General features: G+C 65.2%; 15 protein-coding genes. 5 read left to right on the forward strand and 10 right to left on the reverse strand.

The window, feature by feature from the left end; all coding sequences use genetic code 11:
- Positions 1 to 121: 121 nt before the first annotated feature.
- Entirely contained in the window at positions 122 to 1,666 is a 1,545-nt protein-coding gene (locus tag ACT4OC_RS10650) for a helix-turn-helix domain-containing protein (RefSeq protein ID WP_444838944.1), read from the reverse strand.
- A gap of 220 nt (positions 1,667 to 1,886) precedes the next feature.
- Here ACT4OC_RS10650 and ACT4OC_RS10655 point away from each other — a divergent pair, with 220 nt between their 5' ends.
- The 3 genes from ACT4OC_RS10655 (at position 1,887) to ACT4OC_RS10665 (ending at position 3,782) form a co-directional block, all read left to right on the forward strand.
- Complete coding sequence (locus ACT4OC_RS10655; protein WP_444838945.1) at positions 1,887 to 2,666, forward strand: DUF3455 domain-containing protein; 780 nt, start codon at positions 1,887 to 1,889, stop codon at positions 2,664 to 2,666.
- Positions 2,667 to 2,705: 39 nt separating this feature from the next.
- Positions 2,706 to 3,533 (forward strand): class I SAM-dependent methyltransferase, encoded by an 828-nt coding sequence (locus tag ACT4OC_RS10660; protein WP_444838946.1) that lies wholly within the window; start codon positions 2,706 to 2,708, stop codon positions 3,531 to 3,533.
- A gap of 75 nt (positions 3,534 to 3,608) precedes the next feature.
- Positions 3,609 to 3,782: a hypothetical protein gene (locus ACT4OC_RS10665; protein ID WP_444838947.1), complete on the forward strand. Its 174-nt coding sequence runs from the start codon at positions 3,609 to 3,611 to the stop codon at positions 3,780 to 3,782.
- On the opposite strand, the gene ACT4OC_RS10670 is transcribed toward ACT4OC_RS10665, so the two are convergent.
- The 7 genes from ACT4OC_RS10670 to radC all read right to left on the reverse strand — a co-directional run bounded on the left by ACT4OC_RS10670 (position 3,779) and on the right by radC (position 11,425).
- Entirely contained in the window at positions 3,779 to 3,949 is a 171-nt protein-coding gene (locus ACT4OC_RS10670) for a hypothetical protein (protein ID WP_444838948.1), read from the reverse strand. The genes ACT4OC_RS10665 and ACT4OC_RS10670 overlap by 4 nt on opposite strands.
- A gap of 109 nt (positions 3,950 to 4,058) precedes the next feature.
- Positions 4,059 to 4,745 carry a nitroreductase family protein gene (locus ACT4OC_RS10675; protein WP_444838949.1) on the reverse strand — a complete coding sequence of 229 codons (687 nt, stop codon included), beginning with the start codon at positions 4,743 to 4,745 and terminating at the stop codon, positions 4,059 to 4,061.
- A gap of 94 nt (positions 4,746 to 4,839) precedes the next feature.
- Positions 4,840 to 5,739 carry an ABC transporter permease gene (locus ACT4OC_RS10680; protein WP_444838950.1) on the reverse strand — a complete coding sequence of 300 codons (900 nt, stop codon included), beginning with the start codon at positions 5,737 to 5,739 and terminating at the stop codon, positions 4,840 to 4,842.
- A gap of 4 nt (positions 5,740 to 5,743) precedes the next feature.
- Positions 5,744 to 6,697 (reverse strand): ABC transporter permease, encoded by a 954-nt coding sequence (locus ACT4OC_RS10685; protein WP_444838951.1) that lies wholly within the window; start codon positions 6,695 to 6,697, stop codon positions 5,744 to 5,746.
- Positions 6,698 to 6,747: 50 nt separating this feature from the next.
- Positions 6,748 to 8,352, reverse strand: coding sequence for an ABC transporter substrate-binding protein (locus tag ACT4OC_RS10690; RefSeq protein WP_444838952.1), 1,605 nt, complete (start codon positions 8,350 to 8,352; stop codon positions 6,748 to 6,750).
- 37 nt (positions 8,353 to 8,389) lie between these two features.
- The gene (locus ACT4OC_RS10695) at positions 8,390 to 10,450 is read right to left on the reverse strand and encodes an ABC transporter ATP-binding protein (RefSeq protein ID WP_444838953.1); all 2,061 of its coding nucleotides are present in this window, start codon (positions 10,448 to 10,450) and stop codon (positions 8,390 to 8,392) included.
- A gap of 261 nt (positions 10,451 to 10,711) precedes the next feature.
- A complete protein-coding gene (gene radC, locus ACT4OC_RS10700; protein WP_444838954.1) occupies positions 10,712 to 11,425 on the reverse strand; it encodes a RadC family protein in 714 nt (237 codons plus the stop codon).
- A gap of 288 nt (positions 11,426 to 11,713) precedes the next feature.
- On the opposite strand from radC, the gene ACT4OC_RS10705 reads away from it, so the two are divergent.
- Positions 11,714 to 12,388 carry a hypothetical protein gene (locus ACT4OC_RS10705; RefSeq protein ID WP_444838970.1) on the forward strand — a complete coding sequence of 225 codons (675 nt, stop codon included), beginning with the start codon at positions 11,714 to 11,716 and terminating at the stop codon, positions 12,386 to 12,388.
- 124 nt (positions 12,389 to 12,512) lie between these two features.
- Here the strand turns inward: ACT4OC_RS10705 and map are convergent, their stop codons facing one another.
- Positions 12,513 to 13,337, reverse strand: coding sequence for a type I methionyl aminopeptidase (gene map, locus ACT4OC_RS10710; protein ID WP_444838955.1), 825 nt, complete (start codon positions 13,335 to 13,337; stop codon positions 12,513 to 12,515).
- A gap of 102 nt (positions 13,338 to 13,439) precedes the next feature.
- Entirely contained in the window at positions 13,440 to 14,750 is a 1,311-nt protein-coding gene (locus ACT4OC_RS10715; protein ID WP_444838956.1) for a mechanosensitive ion channel family protein, read from the reverse strand.
- Positions 14,751 to 14,977: 227 nt separating this feature from the next.
- On the opposite strand from ACT4OC_RS10715, the gene ACT4OC_RS10720 reads away from it, so the two are divergent.
- Complete coding sequence (locus tag ACT4OC_RS10720; RefSeq protein WP_444838957.1) at positions 14,978 to 16,771, forward strand: potassium/proton antiporter; 1,794 nt, start codon at positions 14,978 to 14,980, stop codon at positions 16,769 to 16,771.
- Positions 16,772 to 16,898: the final 127 nt, after the last annotated feature.

The following is a 16,898-nucleotide window of genomic DNA, read 5'->3' on the forward strand; positions in this document are numbered from 1 at the left end:
CCGTGCTTCGCTCTGATCGAGATTCATCTGGCCCTCCACGTGCCAAATAGTGAATCTCCTCAATTACTTGATTCTCAGCCCCAAAGACTGCGACCGCTTGACTCAGTAGTACTAATCCGCCCTACGCCGGCAACCCCACATCGTGCAGCGCACCGACCAGTCGATCGAGCGTTGCCTGCGGCAGCGGCGGCAAGCCGGCGGTCACTTTCGCGAGCGTCAACTCCGGATAGCCTTCCTGCAGGCGGCGGGCGCTGTCGGAGGCTTCATCCCTGCCGCCGGCAAACATGTAAGCGGGACACAGCGTCCTGTGCATCCAGGCCAGTTGTGGATGTTCGGCCAGCGCGCGCTCCTGCCACACCGCGGCGTCGCGGAAGCGGCCCGCGTTGAAATGCGCCACCCCGATGCCGTACAGATTGTTGAAGGCGAGCGCGTCGGTCGGCGCCAGCTCCAGCGCAATCATGAAGCGCTCGATCGCGGTATCGTCATTGCCCTTGTAGGTGTCGATCCAGCCGCTGCGGCCCCAGGCCCAGGCCGAGCCGCCGTCGATCGCCAGCGCCCTGGCAATGACCTGCTCGGCGCTATCATCGTTGAGCAACGACAGCGCATTGCCAACGATCGCCAGTGCAGTCGGGTCGGCGCGCAAGGACAGTGCCTTCCGCGCGCATTCGGCGCTCTGTGCGCGGTCACGCACCGGGTCGGCGCCGAAATAATACACGACGCGCTGGGCATGGGCCCAGGCGGCGAGGGCAAAAGGCAGCGGATAGTCCGGATCGCGCGTCATCGCCTCGTTCAAAAGCTCGATGGCGCGCGCGTTGCCATGCTCGTCCAGCGACAGCACGCCCGGCATCGCCCGCAGCGCCAGGTCCTGCGCGGTGAGGTCGCGGTCCTGCTTCTGCAACGCGCGGTCGATCTCGGCCGCGCGCAGGCTCGGATGCAGCGCCGCGGCCAGCCGCGCAGCCAGTTGTTCGTCGAAGGCCGTCGCGCGATCCCAGTCGCCCTCGATCCGGTGTGCCCACAAATGGCGGCCGCTCTCGCGGTCGATCAGACGGAAGATCAGCCGCGCCTGCGGACCGTCGCCCTTGATGGTGCCGGCGAGATGATAGCGCGCCGATCCTGTCTGCAAGGTGGCGGCGATGCCCGCGCGCGCCAGCGCGGTCGCGACCTCGTCCGCTATGCCGCGCGCGGCTTCGTCATGGCCGGGCACCGTGTCGATCGGTCCAACGCTCAGCGTCGGCCGCTCGGCGCCGGCCGAACACGACTGCAGCTGCGCACAGACCGTATCGTGGAAGGTCGCCTGCCGCCGCAACGTCTGCGTCGGCGTCTCGTCATAGCGGCGGCGGTACTCGATCGAGAACCGCCCGAAATGTGTAAAGCCGTAGCGTGATGCGACCTCCATCACACGCGTGCCGGGCTTGCCGAGCAGCAGCTGGCGTCGCGCGCTTTCGAACCTGATGTCGCGCAGCGCTTCATGCGGGCTCTTGCCGAGGAACGTCTTGAACTGGCGCTGCAGCGCGCGGGCGGACAGGCCGGCTGCTTCCGCAAGCTCGGCAACGCCGATGTCGCGATCGAGGCCGGCGTGCATGACATCGAGCGCACGGCGTACCGCACGCGGCAGCACGGCTGCAGCCGGCGTGGAGGTTGACGAAATTTCGACGTGACCGGTCACCGCGTCATCCCCAAGGATTCGCTGACAAAGGGTTCGCTGAAAAAGGGTTCGCTGATCGATACCTCATAACCTCGTTTGTCTTTCCCGGCCCGCCAAAGGTTTCGTCCCGCGGATAGCGATGTCGCGAATTGGACAGGCCGAAACGGACTTCCCCCATACCTACCATCACGGCAACGCGCCCTGAGGGCGCTTCTGAGACGCAAATCGAGGGAAAAGCCAAATGTTCAGTAACCATACCACTCCTGCGGCGTCCCGCCGCAGGCCATTCGGGGCGGCGCGACGGCCGCGCACGGCCATTCCGGTGATAGCTGCCTGCGCGACGTTCGCGGCGGCGGCGCTCGCCGCAGCCGAGCTGCCGGAGTCCATTTCGGCTCCAGGCGAAACACTGATCGTCACGGTCCACGCCGAGGGCGCGCAGGTCTACGAATGCAAGGCGGACGCCGCCGGCAAGCTCGCGTGGCAGTTCCGCGAGCCGAGCGCGACCCTGCTCATCGACGGCAAGACCGTCGGGCGGCATTTTGCCGGCCCGAGCTGGGAGCTCGACGATGGCAGTGCGGTGGCGGGCAAGGTCGTTGCCCGTGCGGCCGGTGCAAGCAAGGCGGATATTCCGCTCCTGAAGCTCGCGGCGTTGCCGCAGCGCGACCGCGGCATGCTTGCCGGCACCACCACTATCCAGCGGCTCAACACCAGGGGCGGCGCGGCCGAAGGGCCGTGCGAGAGCACGGGCTCGATGGTGAGCGTGCCATATGCAGCGGACTACGCCTTCTACCGCAAGGCCCGGGCCAGCGGCGTCGCGGGCGACCTGCGCCTCGCCGCCGCGGGCAGCAGCGCGGCCGGCAATCGTGCGCCGGCGCCGCGGCAGGCGACGACGAAGGTGGACGATTCGCCGACCGCCAGGAAGGCCGCCGACCAGAGCGCGCCGCTCGGCAACAAGGTCGACGAGATGTGCACCGGCCGCCACTGCGGGCCGCAGCCGCACGGTTACGACAACCAGCACTGAGCTCCAACCCGCAACGTCCCATCCAACAGGAGAGAAAGCATGAATATCCAGACCGCCGTTCCGACGCCCGACCTCGCCGCCGTCAAGGCCAAACAGCAGTCCACCTGGGCCTCCGGCGACTATGCCGTCGTCGGCACCACCCTGCAGATCGTCGGCGAGAGCCTGTGCGAGGCCGTCGATCTCAGGAGCAACCAGCGCGTCCTCGACGTCGCCGCCGGCAACGGCAATGCGACGCTGGCCGCAGCCCGCCGCTTCGCCGACGTGGTGTCGACCGACTATGTCGGCGCGCTGCTGGAGCGCGGCCGCGAGCGCGCCAGGGCCGATCGTCTGCCGGTCGAGTTCCGCGAGGCCGACGCCGAGAACCTGCCGTTCGCGGACGCCAGCTTCGACGTCGTGCTGTCGACCTTCGGGGTGATGTTCACGGCCAATCATCCGCGCGCGGCGAGCGAGCTCGTCCGCGTCTGCCGCCCGGGCGGCAAGATCGGCCTCGCCAACTGGACGCCCGAAGGCTTCATCGGCAATCTCTTGAAGACCGTCGTCAAGTTCGTTCCGCCGCCGCCCGGCGTGAAGTCGCCCATCATGTGGGGCAAGAGGGAGTATCTCGAGGAGATCTTCGGCCGCGGCGTCTCCATCGCGGCGGAAAGCCGGCAATTCGCCTTCCGCTACAAGTCGCCGGCGCATTTCCTCGACCTCTTCCGCACCTCTTACGGGCCGACGCACAAGGCATTCGCAGCGATCGACGCGGCCGCGCAGCAGAAGCTGCAGGACGACCTGCTGGCGCTGATCGCCCAGTTCAATGTCGCCAAGGACGGCACGCTGGTGATCCCGAGCGAATATCTCGAGATCGTCATCACCAGGCGAGCCTGATCGACGCCGCCTGAAAATGCGAGGGCGCGGCGGGTCATCCGCCGCGCTCCCCTTCGCCAGGAGCAAGAGGCTGCCATGGGCGCCGCAACCGACCGCACGAGCGAACATCCCTACGGCTGGGTCATCGTTACGGTGGCGACCGTCAGCCTCGCGCCCGGCTTCGCTGCCGGCGGAATCGTGTCCGTCCTGATGAAGCCGCTGGAGCAAGAGTTCGGCGTCAGCGCCAGCTACCGCCTCGCGCTCAGCTAGTCGAAGCGGGCCTCGCGGTGGATCTCCCGCAAGGCAATCATTTCGGGCTGCGGCGGCAGCATCGCGGCGCTCAGCCCTTCGAGCCGGTCCAGCAGCAAGTCGACCAGGCGTCCCGCATTCAACAGCAATGAACCCGCGTCCCACAGGCGCGCCATCGTGTGATTCACGATCGATCCCCTCGATTTCGATGATGAATTACTCTCTCACAGGTTCTCGAAAACGCGAAGCGCAGAGTTAACAGATGGTAAATGCCGGCGCAGGACGGTTGGTCGTTCGTCAGAGAAACGAAGCAATCTCCTCCAGAGGCTTCTTGTAGGTGGCATGCAGGGGAATGGTCGCGCCGTCGGCCGGATAGCCGGTCACCAGAAGAATGTAGGGCTTGTCGCTCTCCGGCCGGCCGCAGATTTCATTGAGAAAACCCATCGGGTTCGGCGTGTGAGTTAGCGTGGCGAGGCCAGCCTCGTGCAGCGCGGCAATCAGGAAACCGGTGGCAATCCCGACGGATTCGGCAACGTAGTAGTTCTTGCGCAGTTTGCCGCCGGCGCCGACGCTTCGCCGCGAACCGAAGATGCAGATCAGCCATGGCGCGGCCTCCAGGAAGGACTTGTCGGCGTCGGTGCCGAGAGGCGCCAGCGCTTCAAGCCACTCCTTGCCGGCACGACCCGAATAGAAGGCGCGTTCCTCTTCTTCCGCAGCCTGCCTGATCCGGCGCTTTCGCGTCGCATCCGCGATGACGGAGAAATGCCAGGGCTGGTGATTGGCGCCGCTCGGCGCCGTACCCGCGGCTCGCAGGCATTGCGCGATGATCTCGCGCGGTACCGGCCGCGTCGAAAAGTCCCGCACCGTATGGCGCTGCCGGATCGATTCATGGAAGGCGTTGGCGCGCGCCAGCATTTCCGCCTGCGGTCGCTCGACATAGTCGGGCAAGGGAATGGGCGTGTACCTGGTATCTGAAGAGTTCATGCGTCATCTGCTCCTGAACGCATGGAGCGGCGATGCCGGTCCGGATCGCTCCATGGTTTGACATTGCGGCGTCGGAGATTGCGGCCGCCTTCACCTAGACCTTGAAGCGCGGGTCGAGGAAATCCCGCAAGCTGTCGCCGAACAGGTTGAAGGCGAACACCGCCAGGCTGATCGCGGCACCCGGGAACAGGATCAGCCAGGGCGCCTGGCGGTAGAAATCGGCCGCGTTGCCCGACAGCATCAGGCCCCACGCGGCGCTCGGCTCCTGCACGCCGAGGCCGAGGAACGACAGCGACGCCTCGGCCAGGATCGCCTGGGCGATGAAGGCCGTCAGCATGATGAGATAGGGCGCGACGACGTTGGGCGCCATGTGGCGGAAGATGATGCGGGTGTGGGAATATCCGGCGGCGCGTGCGGCATCGACATAAGGCATGACGCGGACCGAGAGGGCCGCAGCCCGCACGATACGCTCCACGCGCGGCAGGATCGGAATGGCAATGGCGATGATCAGATTGAGGTCCAGCCCGGCGACCAGGAGCCTGCCGAAGGCCGCCACCACGACCAGCGCCAGCACGATGATCGGGAACGCCAGCAGCACGTCCATGACGCGCTGGATCCAGTCGTCGATCTTGCCGCCGAAATAGGCGGACGCAATGCCGAGAATGGCGCCGATCGACGAGCCGATGAAGGACGAGGTGAAGCCGATGACCAGCGCCGTGCGCGAGCCATAGATGAGGCGCGAGCAGATGTCGCGGCCATAGGCGTCGGTTCCGCACCAGTGATCGAGCGACGGCGCGCTGAGGATGCTGGCGAAGTCGATCGCCAGCGGATCGTAGGGGGCGACGAGTTCGGAGAATATTCCGGCGAACATCATCGCGACGATGATGATGAAGCTGACCGTGCCGAGCGGCTGCTGGCGAACGAACTCCATGATCGCGCCGCGCGGGCGGGACGGCGTTTCCAGGACGACGGCATCGGGGGCGGCAATGGTCATGGCGTCACGCGTACCTGATGCGCGGATCGAACACGGCGTAGAGCAGGTCGATCGCGAGATTGACGAAGACGTAGAACGCGGCGATCAGCATCACCATGCCCTGGATCAGGGTGAAGTCGTTGCGGGCGACGCTTTGCACGAACAGCTGGCCGATGCCGTTGAGATTGAAGACCTGTTCGGTCACGACCAGGCCGCCGATCAGGAAGGTGAATTCGAGGCCGATGACGGTAATGGCCGGCAACAGCGCGTTGCGCAGGGCGTGGCGCGAAACCACGAGGTTCTCGAATACGCCCTTGGCTCGCGCGGTGCGGATATAGTCTTCGCTCATCACCTCCAGCAGCGACGAGCGGATCATGCGCGCGGTCACCGCGCAATAGCGGTAGCCGACCGCGGCGGCGGGCCAGATCAACTGGGTCAGATTGGCGATCGGATCGACGTAGATCGGCGTGAACGTTATCGGCGGCAGCCAGTTGAAGGCGGCGAGCAGGGCCAGCATGATCAGCATGCCGAACCAGAACGCCGGAATGGATATGCCCCCGATCGTCATGACCCGCATCAGATAGTCGATCCAGGTGTCGCGATAGAGCGCGGCCATCGTGCCGAGCGGAATGGCGAACAGCAGCGCGATGATGGTCGCCAGAATGGCGACCTCCAGCGACAGTTCGAGCCGGACCCCGATTTCCTCCATCACCGGCCGCTCGGTCCACATCGATTTGCCGTAGTCGAAAGTGACGACGCCGATCATCCAGTCCTTGAACTGGACCGCCAGCGGCTTGTCGAGGCCGAGCCTGTGGCGTTCCATCTCGATGGTCTCCTGCGTGATGGCGCCGCCGTCTCCTCGCAGCTTCACCTCGACGATGTCGCCCGGGATGATACGCAGCATGAAGAAGACGAGCACCGCGACCCCCAGCAGCGTGGGGATCGTGAGCAGGACGCGATTGATGGTATAGCGCAGCATCGGATGCCTCGCCCGCGGCCCGGCCGCGGGCTCCCGTTACGTGTTCGAACTCAGGCGTTGAGCCAGACCCCGACCAGATCCTGGCCGAGATTGTGGCTCGGCGACATGTGCCATCCCATCACGGTCTTGTGCGTGGCCACCATGCGGTACCACCACAGCAGCGGTTGCTGATAGGCCTGCTCGAACAGGCGCTTCTCGAAGGCCTGGATCATCGCCTGGCGCTTCTTCGGGTCGGTCTCGCGCATGTGGGCGTCGTAGATCCTGTCGAGCTCGGGATCCTTCGAGCGCGACCGGTTGGCCGGCGAGCGGTCGATCGAGAGATATTTGGCCAGCGCCAGGCTCGAATCGTCCATGAACAAATTCGAGAAGTCGATGGCGACGTCGTAGTTGCCGCTGTTCAGGCCGGCGAGGTATGGCGCCGTCTCGACCTGCTTGTTCTCGACCGTTACGCCGATCTGCCGCCATTGATCGACCAGGAACACCCCGGCCGGCGTATAGGGCTGCGCGATCGTGCGGTTGTGCAGCGTGAACGTCAGGTTTTCATGCCCAGCTTCCTTGAGCAGCTTTTTGGCCTCCTCGCGGGACTTCTTGATGTCCTTGGAGAAGCCAGGCAGCTTGACGAGCTCCGCCTCCGGCGTCGCCATCTCGTAGCCGGGACGCATCACGCCGCCGACCGAACGCAGCGTGGAGATCTTGCCGAGGCCCTGGCTGCCGCCCCAGCGGTCGATCGCCATCACCAGCGCGCGGCGGACCCGCACGTCGTCGAACGGCTTCTTTTCGACGTTGAAGCAGACCAGCAGGTTGAGCGTCCAGCTCGATTCCTCGATGCGGATCTTGTCGCCCATGGTCTGGATGAGGCGCGCCTTCTCGGGTTCGGAGACGCTGCGGAACTCGGCCTGCACCTGCCCGCCCTGCAAGGCGTTGAGCATGGTCGCAGCCTGCAGGAAGAACACGCCCTTGAAGCCGTCGAGATAGGGCAGGCCCTTCTTGTGGTAGTTCTCGTTGCGCTTGCCGGCGACGTGGCTGCCCTTGACGTGCTCGACGAACACGAAAGCACCGGTGCCGTTGATGTTGGTCTTCGGCCAGTTCGGATCCTTCGCCAGGTCCTTTGCCGAGTAGATGAAATTCCACGGCGAGCCGAAATGCTGCAGCATCGCGGCGTTCACGCCCTTCAACTTGAATACGACGGTCAGCGGATCGGGGGTCTCGATCGACGCGATGTCCGAGAATGTCGCCTTGCGCGAGGAGACGACGCCTTCCGGCGGGTTGCGCATCCGGTCGTAGGTCGCCTTCACGTCCGCCGACGTGCAGGGCGTGCCGTCGTGGAATTTCACGCCGGAATGGAGCTTGAACGTGTAGGTCAGCTTGTCCGGCGAGATCGTATAGGATTCGGCCAGGTCCGGCGCCACGTTCGGATATTTGGCGAGATCGAACTTGAGCAGTGTCGAGTAGAACGGTGCCGCGAAATGCAACGTCGCGAAAGTGTCGCTGCCATGGGCGTCGTAGTGCGGGGTCTCGGCGTTCATGGCGAAATTCAGCGTGCCGCCCTTCTTGGGAGACTGGGCGTTGGCCCGCGTGGTTTCCAGGCTGAAGCCGCCCGCGCCGAGGGCCAAGGCGCCCGCCATCTTCTTGAGTGCCGTGCGTCTCGTTTCCATCGTCCATCCTCCCTGTTGTGCCCTATTGGTTTGGGCTTCAGACCTTGATGCAGGCTGCGAAGTGTCCCGGCCGCTTCTCCTCGAGCGCCGGCACGGTTTCCCGGCATTCCTGGCTGGCCAGCGGGCAGCGCGTGTTGAAGACGCATCCGCTCGGCGGCGCCAGATGGCTCGGCAATTCTCCCTTGATCAGCCGCGGCTCCCGCTGCTTCTCGATCGTAGGATCGGGGACGGGCGCTGCGTCCAGCAGGACCTTGGTATAGGGATGCAGGGATTCGCTGTAGATCGCGTCCCGGTCCGCGACCTCCATCACCCGGCCGAAATACATCACCACCACGCGGGCGGAGATGTGGCGCACGACCGCAAGATCGTGGGCGATGAACAGGAACGCCAGCCTGAACTTGCGTTGCAGCTCCTCCAGCAGATTGATGATCTGGCCCTGGATCGAGACATCGAGCGCCGAAACCGCCTCGTCGCACACGATGAACGAAGGTTCCATCGCCAGTGCGCGCGCGATGCCGACACGCTGGCGCTGGCCGCCGGACAATTGATGCGGATATCGCTCGGCCATTTCCGAGCGCAGCCCGACATTTCCCAGCAGCGATGCGACGCGCTCTTCGGTCTGCTTGCGGCCGTCGACGATCTTGTAGACGTGCAGCGGCTCGCCGATGATCTGCCCGACCGTCATGCGCGGGTTGAGCGACGAGTAGGGGTCCTGAAAGATCACCTGGACCTTGCGCCGCATCGCCTTCAGCTCCGCGGGGGAGGCGGTCGACAGGTTGACGCCCTCGAAGTGGATTTCGCCCGCGGTCGGCTCTTCCAGCCGCAGGATCAGCCGGCCGACGGTGGTCTTGCCGCAGCCGGACTCTCCAACCAGCCCAAGCGTCTCGCCGGGAAAGATGTCGAACGAGACGTCCTGCACGGCGCGCACCGTGCCGCCGGCCTTGCGCAGACCGCCGGAGACCGAGAAGTTCTTGGTCAGGTTGCGCACCGACAACACCGGCGCCTCGGTGTTGGCGGCAAAGTCCAGTCCGGCCCCGCCGGCGGCCGCCCAGGTAATCTTGCCGGCGGCGATCTCCTCATGCCGGTGACAGCGCGAAACTCCGCCGGTGTCGGTATCGAACAGCGGCGGCTCCCGGTCGCACACCGCGATGCGGAACGGACAGCGCGGCGCGAACCGGCAGGCGGTCGTGACGTTGGCAAGGTTGGGCGGCAGCCCTTCGATGGTTTCCAGCTTGCTGCCGCGCGGGCGATCGAGCCGCGGCACCGATCGCAAGAGGCCCAGCGAGTAGGGATGACGCGGGCGGTGGAACACGGCTTCGGCGGGCCCCTGCTCGGCGACGCGGGCGGCATACATGACGATGACGCGGTCGGCATAACGGGCGACCACGCCGAGGTTGTGAGTGATGATGATCAGCGCGATGTTGAGCTTGCGCGACAGATTCTTCATCAGCTCGAGAATCTGCGCCTGGATGGTGACGTCGAGCGCCGTGGTGGGCTCGTCCGCGATGATCAGCTTCGGATTGCAGGCGAGCCCGATCGCAATCATCACGCGTTGGCGCATGCCGCCGGAAAACTGATGCGGATACTGGTCGAGGCGGCGTTCCGGGTCCGGAATGCCGACCAGCTGCATCAGCTCGACGGCGCGCGCCGTCGCCTGCTCGTCGGTCATGCCGAGATGGATCTGCAACGGTTCCTTGATCTGCAGGCCGATCGTGAGGATCGGGTTCAGCGAGGTCATCGGTTCCTGAAAGATCATCGAGATGTCGCGGCCGCGCAACTCGCGCATCTGTTCGTCGTCGAGGTCGAGCAGGGAGCGGCCGTCGAACACGATCTTGCCCTTCGGGATTTTTCCGGTCAGGCGCGGCAGCAGCCGCATGATCGAGAGCGCGGTCACCGATTTTCCGGACCCCGACTCGCCGACGATGGCGACCACTTCGCCGCGGTCGACGGTGAAGCTCACGCCCTCGACCGCGCGCACGATGCCGCGCGAGGTGGAGAACTGGGTGTGCAGGTCCTCGACCTGGAGCAACGGCGCCGCGTTCTCCGGCCGCGTGCCGCGCCGTTCGTGCAGACCCTCGCCAACCTCGACGATACTCAAATCAAAGGCCTCGGATTTCTGCAGCCGTCGCCCGACGTCTGCTGCCCCGCGGCGAGAATGACGGTCAGCTCGGCATGGGGCAAGCGATTTCGCCGCTGCCGGCACGCGATGGCGGTGTCCGTATTGTTGCACCGCGGCCGTGCCGGATGGCGGTTAACGCGGCCATTTGTCGCCTCCGCGATGGGCCATGAGCCGAAAGTCGAAGGCGCCAGGCCTGAGCAGCACATTCTTTCGGGTGTGTGCCGGACAATGCGGTTGTCGTCAGATCAACCGCATTCCCTTCAAGCTCGCATGGCCGTTCTTGCCGACGATGATGTGGTCGTGCACGGAGATGCCGAGCGGGGCTGCGATGTCGATGATCGCTTTCGTCATCTGGATGTCGGCCTGCGAGGGCGTCGGATCGCCGGAGGGGTGGTTGTGCACCAGGATCAGCGCGGTGGCGGATAACTCCAGCGCGCGCTTGATTACCTCGCGCGGATAGACCGGGGTGTGGTCGACGGTGCCGGTCTGCTGGATCTCGTCGGAGATCAACTGGTTCTTCTTGTCGAGGAAGAGCAGGCGGAATTGCTCCTTTTCGGCGAAGGCCATGCCGCTGCGGCAATAGTCGATCACGTCGTTCCAGGACGACAGCGCGAGCTTGCGCTCGACCTCGCGCTTGGCGGCGCGGGTGGAGGCTGCGGCGAGCAGTTTTAGCTGGTTGATCGAGGCATTCTTGATGCCCTTGACCTCGCGCAGCCGCGCGACGGGGGCGTGGATCACCTCGGTGAACGAGCCGAACTTTTTCAAAAGCTCCTTGGCCAGCGGCTTGGTGTCGCGGCGCGGGATGGCGGCGAACAGCGCCAGCTCCAGCAGCTCGTAATCGCTCAGCGCGTCGGCGCCGGCGGTGAAGAAGCGGTCGCGCAGCCGCTCGCGGTGGCCGTGATAATGCGGCTCGTCGGCGGGCGCGTCGTCGGACGGGGCAGGCTTGCGGGGCATGGGCCTACCGAGCATGCCGTGCCCGGCGGCTTTTTCAACTCTGAATTGCCCGGCGGGCCACGCAAATCGGCGAAGGAAAACGGGCGCCGCGCTGCCGACGGTCGCCGGGCCGTTTCCGCCAAACCCGGTGTCGAACAGGATGATCTTGCTGCCGGTCCTGATCGCCGTGGCAGTGAGGGATGCCGTTGGGCTTTGCACGCTACAAATATTCGCGAGAGATTGGGAAATATTCGCGAGACATTGGGGTTTTCAGACGGTATTTGCGGTGAAATTGGGAGGTGCTCAGCAATGCAGACTATTAGATGGAGTGTTCCGGTGGTCGCATGCCTAGTTCTGGCGCTGGGCGCTCTCCCAGCTGTGGCGCAATCCGCCAACATGACCTTCTTCATAACCAGCGTGGGGTCCGGCAAGGGCGGCGACCTTGGCGGCCTTGATGGCGCCGATGCGCATTGTCAGCGGCTCGCCAGCGCGGTCGGGGCCGGGAACAAAACCTGGCGCGCTTACCTCAGCACCCAAGGGAGCGCATTGAACGACCCAAACTTTGTCAACGCACGTGATCGAATCGGTCCCGGACCTTGGCAAAACGCCAAAGGCGTTGTGATTGCCAAGAGTATTGAAGAACTCCACTCAGCCAACAACATAACTAAGGAAACAGCGCTGGACGAAAAGGGGCAAATCGTGAATGGCCGCACGGAGACGCCCAACACACACGACATGCTTACCGGTTCGCGGCCCGATGGCACCGCTTTTGCGGGTGCTTTTTTCCCGGACATGACGTGCGGAAACTGGACTAAGGGCGGAACTGGCGGCTCGGCGATGCTCGGCCATCACGACCGCGCGGGCCCTATCCGGAGTTCGTGGGCCACATCTTGGAATTCATCTCACCCGACGGTTGGTTGCGATCAGGCAAGTCTGACGAAGACCGGCGGCGCGGGTCTCTTTTACTGCTTCGCAGAAAAGTAGCGGCCAAGGACAACAGGCGTTCCGCGTTGTCGACGGCAGATTTTGTCGCCGGCAACGGGCGGCGTGCATCTGCGTCCTGCATTGAGAATAGAAGCCAGATTGTTGGCCTTCAGCCGCCGCGCCCCTACACCTTCACCCACGGCTTCTCGCCGGCCCGCTCCGACAGCGTGAAGATCTCGACGCCGTCGCTGGTGACGCCGACCGAGTGCTCGAACTGCGCCGACAGCGAGCGGTCGCGGGTCACCGCGGTCCAGCCGTCGGACAGGATCTTCACATGCGGCTTGCCGAGATTGATCATCGGCTCGATGGTGAAGAACATGCCGGGCTTCAGCGGCACGCCCTCGCCGGGGCGGCCGATATGGATGATGTTCGGCTCGTCGTGGAACAGGCGGCCGAGGCCGTGGCCGCAGAAGTCGCGCACCACGCTCATGCCCTGCGGCTCGACGAAGCTCTGGATGGCGTGGCCGATGTCGCCGGTGGTGGCGCCCGGCTTCACCGCGGCGATGCCGCGCATCATCGCCTCATAGGTCACCTCGATCAGCCGCTCGGCCTTGCGCGCGATCGGGGCGATCGCATACATGCGGCTGGAATCGCCATACCAGCCGTCGACGATGAAAGTGACGTCGACATTGACGACGTCGCCCTCCTTCAAAGCGCGGTCGCCGGGCATGCCGTGGCAGACCACGTGGTTGATCGAGGTGCAGGTCGAGTAGCGGTAGCCGCGATACATCAGTGTCGCGGGATAAGCGCCATGGCTGAAGGCGAACTCACGCACGAAGTCGTCGATGGCCGAGGTCGGCAGCCCCGCCTTCACGATGTCGGTCAGCTCATCCAGGCATTTCGAGACCAGGGCGCCGGCCTTGCGCATCCCGGCGAACGCCTGGGGCCCATGCAGCTTGATCTGGCCGGTCTTGCGCAGCGAGGTATCGGTGGCGTCGACGTAATTCATGGGCGGGATGGCTTTTTCGCAGGAAGTTTCGGGTCAATCGCCTAATTTAATGATCGGCGGGCTCAGCGCAAGCCGGGGCAATCGCGGGGAAACGCCCCGAATTCAGCTCGGAACCTCCACCACGGTCTCCACCGGCAGCGCCCCGCCGCGGACGCGGATTTCCCGCACCGGATAAGGCACGCGGATGCCCTCGCGCTTGAAGGCGTCCCACAGCGCCAGCATCACGTCGCTCTTGACGCCATCCATGCCGTCGGGATCGGCGATCCAGAAGGTGAGAGAGAATTTCATGCCGGCTTCGGCGAATTCGGTGAGGATGCAGTTCGGCGGCTTGCCCTTGGTCGCGCGCGGATGGGCGCCGGCGATCTCGGACGCGAGCTTGCATACGAGGCGCGGATCGGCGTCGTAATTGGCGCCGAAGGCGATCTTCACCAGCGTGTTCTTGTCGGTATAGGTCCAGTTGACGACCTTTTGCGTCACCAGATCCTCGTTCGGGATCAGGAATTCGCGGCCGTCGCCGGCGGCGACCGAGATGTAGCGCGTCTTCATCGTGCTGATGCGGCCGGTGTTGTCGCCGATGGTGACGAGGTCGCCGGGCTTCACCGACTTGTCGACCAGGAGGATGAGGCCGGAGATGAAATTGGCGACGATCTTCTGCAGGCCGAGGCCGATGCCGACGCCCGCAGCACCCGTGAAGACCGCGAGCGCCGAGAGGTTGATGCCGACCGCGCCGAGCGCGATGGCGACCGCGAGCACCAGGAGGCCCATGCGGATCATCTTGACCAGCAGCACCTGGATCGACGGCGTCAGGTCGCTCGAGCGGTTGATGCGGCTCTCGGCGAAATTGCTGGCGATGTTGGTGAGCCACACCGCAACGATCAGGAGCGCGCCGAGCTTGAGCAGCAATAGCGGCGTCAGCCGCAGGCCGCCGATCTCGATGGCAATCCCGTCCAGCGCGTCGATCGCAGGTCCCAGCTGGCCGACGATGGAAAGCGCGGCCACCGTCCATGCCGACAGCGACACCACCTTGACGATGAAGGCGTTGCGGATGACCGAGGTGATGAGCTGGACCGCCAGCCAGGCCAGCGCCAGCTTGGCCGCGACCGCGATCAGGTAGCTCCGGCTCGGCCAGGTCATCTGGTACATCGCCACGCGCGAGGCGATCATCAGGATGGCGAAGATCGCGGTGGAGGCGCTGCGCACCATCACGCGGACGAAGTGCCGCAACGGCAACGGCCAGCGCATCGCCAGCGAGGACAAGTCGACGCGCGTGCGGATCGCGGCGTCCGCAGCCCAGGCGATCCCGGCGGCCGCCAGGATCAGGCCGAACTGCAGGTAGAACCAGGGCGAGGCGACTTCCGCGCCCACGGAGCGCAGGGCGGTCAGCGCGGATTCCACGATCTCGTTCACATCCATCGGCAGGGTCTCGGGCTGTTCAGGGCGGGCTCGCGGGGCCTGATTCGGTTTATCCGGCAGATTCTCACAAGCAGGGTGCGCGGACCATCGATACTCCACAATGAAGATGTCGATTTGACCTTGAAAAACCGGGCGCGTGGCTGCTTGCGGGCACAAGGGGGTTGGCGCGGAAGTGTGGCGACGATAAGGATGCAATTGCAAGTATTTGCAATGATTTGACAGGACTGATGGCTTCCCTCGACTCGGTCAGTATCGCAATCCTCCTGGGCGCCGTGCTCGTGATGGCCGGCATCCTGTCGAGCCTGCTCGCGCTGCGCTTCGGCGCCCCCCTGCTGCTGGTCTTCCTCGTGATCGGCATGCTGGCAGGCGATTCCGGTCCCGGCCAGCTGCAATTCGACGACGTGCGCAGCACCTACCTGGTCGGCTCGGTGGCGCTGGCGCTGATCCTGTTCGACGGCGGCCTGCGCACCCGCTTCCAGAGCATCCGCACGGTGCTCGCTCCCTCCATGATGCTCGCCACCGCCGGCGTGCTGCTCACCGCGCTCGTCACCGCGCCGGTCGCCAAATATGCGTTGGACATCTACTGGAGCGAGGCGCTTTTGATCGGCGCGGTGGTGGCCTCGACCGATGCGGCGGCGGTGTTCCTGCTGGTGCACACCCAGGGCCTGCGCCTGCGCCCGCGCGTCGGCGCCACGCTGGAGGCGGAATCCGGCACCAACGATCCCTTCGCGATCTTCCTCACCTTGATGCTGGTCGAGTTCATCTCGATCGGCCACAGCTCGGCCGCGCATGTCGCGATGGAATTCGCCCAGGAAGCCGTGCTCGGCACCGCCATGGGCGTGGTCGGCGGGCGCCTCGTGGTGATTGCGCTGAACAAGGTGGCGCTGCCGCAGGGCCTGCACGCGCCGTTCGTCGCCACGGCGGCGCTTGTGATCTTCGGCGCGGCGCAGATCGCCCATGCCTCCGGCTTCCTCGCGGTTTATCTCGCCGGCATCATCATCGGCAACCGGCCGACCCGGGCGCATAATTCCGTCGTCACCTTCCTCGATGCCGCCACCTGGCTGGCGCAGATCGTGATGTTCGTGCTGCTTGGCCTGCTGGTGTCGCCGAGGCGGCTGTTCGACAGCATCGGTCCGGCGGTGATAGTGGCGCTGGCGCTGATGATCCTGGCGCGGCCGGTCGCCGTGTTCCTGTGCCTGGCACCGTTCCGCTTCAACTGGCGCGAGAAGATCTTCATCGCCTGGACCGGCCTGCGCGGCGCGGTTGCGATCTTCCTCGCCTCGATCCCGATGCTGGTCGGTCTCAACAAGGCCTATCTCTATTTCGACGTCGCCTTCGTCGTCGTCATCATTTCGCTGCTGCTGCAGGGCTGGACCCTGGCGCCGGCCGCGCGCCGGCTGCATGTAGCCTTGCCGCGCGCCGACCGCGGCCCGCGGCGCGTCGAATTGGACCTGCCCGGCCAGCTCGAGCAGCAGCTGGTCGGCTATCCCGTGCGATCGAAAAGCCTGTACTTCCGTCGCGGGCTGGTACCGTCCTGGTCGAAGCCTACGCTCGTCATCCGCGACGAGCGCATCCTCACGCCATCGGAGGCCGATCCGGTCGCGCCCGGCGACTACCTCTATCTGCTGGCGCCGCCGGAAAAGGCCGAGGCGCTCGACCGCTTCTTCGTCGACATGCCGCCATCGAGCGCCCCCGATCCGCATCTGCTCGGCGACTTCGTGGTGTTGGGCGAGCACACGCTCGGCGAGCTCGCGGAAGTCTACGGCGTGAAGGTCGAGGAGGATCAGAGCAGGCTGACGCTGGCGGATTATTTCGATATCCATCTCGACCATGCTCCCAGGGTCGGCGCCGAGCTCGCGCTCGATTCCATCGTTCTCGTCGCCCGCAGCCTCGGCGGCGGCCGCGTCAACGTCATCGGCCTCCGCCTGCCCGAGGAGGAGGACGAGGCGCCGCCCCCGACGCGGCGGCAGAAGTTCAGGCAAAAGCTTGCCGACATCTGGACGCAGGTGGCGGGGGTGTGACTCTCCCAGTCGTCATTGCGAGCGCAGCGACCCTTCTACGCTTGCTCTGCAAGCTTCGCAGGGCTCAAGTCCGCCGAAGCGTTTGTGCGCGAAGGCGGAAGCAATCCATCTATCCGCTTGCGGCGAG

Source organism: Bradyrhizobium sp. (assembly GCF_052389815.1).
Taxonomy (GTDB): domain Bacteria; phylum Pseudomonadota; class Alphaproteobacteria; order Rhizobiales; family Xanthobacteraceae; genus Bradyrhizobium.